This window comes from Enterococcus eurekensis, from assembly GCF_042654605.1.
Taxonomy (GTDB): Bacteria; Bacillota; Bacilli; order Lactobacillales; family Enterococcaceae; genus Enterococcus_I; species Enterococcus_I eurekensis.
This window is the reverse complement of sequence record NZ_JBHSGT010000070.1, coordinates 1-630: the sequence shown is the minus strand read 5'-3', so window position 1 is coordinate 630 and position 630 is coordinate 1. Positions and strand designations below refer to the sequence as shown.

Here is a 630-nt window from a genome sequence, read left to right as displayed (position 1 = left end):
ATCGGCACCTATAAACAAGCGGAGATGGCGCGTGAATTAGGAGTCAGCCAATCGACTGTTTCTCGTGAGTTGAAACGCGGCAGAACGCGCCAACTTGACTATCAACACAATTATTACGAGCAGTATATTGCCGCCTCAGGCGCTCGGGTTTACAAAGAAAATCGTGAGAACTCGCATGCGCGGAATCATCATAAATATTCTGCAGCTTTCCTTGCTGCCTTACCTGAAAATCTAGCACCCATGAAGGGGTTACGGATTCATAGTGTGGATACTTTTGTACACTCTTACAGAAAATCACACCCTGACGAACGCGTACCATGCACGAAAACAGTTTACACCTTGATCAATGCTGCCGTACTCCCAATCCGTAATATCGATTTACCTATGAAGACCCGGATGCGGCCACGCAAGAAAAACGTTTCGGAACCGAAAGGTCATAACGCTAAGCACTTAGGTCGCAGTATCGAAGAACGCGATCCAGAAATACTCTCTAGAGAGGATTTTGGGCATTGGGAAGTCGATTTAGTATTAGGCAAGAAAATAAAAAATGAGCCTGTCATCGTCACTATGGTTGAACGGAAAACCCGCTACTGTCTAACGAAGAAAGTTTGGGGAAAAGGTGCCACAGTG

At 45.9% G+C, this 630-nt stretch carries 1 protein-coding gene; it reads left to right on the top strand.

Going from position 1 to position 630, the window contains the following annotated elements; all coding sequences use genetic code 11:
* Nucleotides 1–630 (top strand): IS30 family transposase (locus ACFO3L_RS11535; protein WP_465253954.1); only part of this gene is annotated, 630 nt, incomplete at both ends.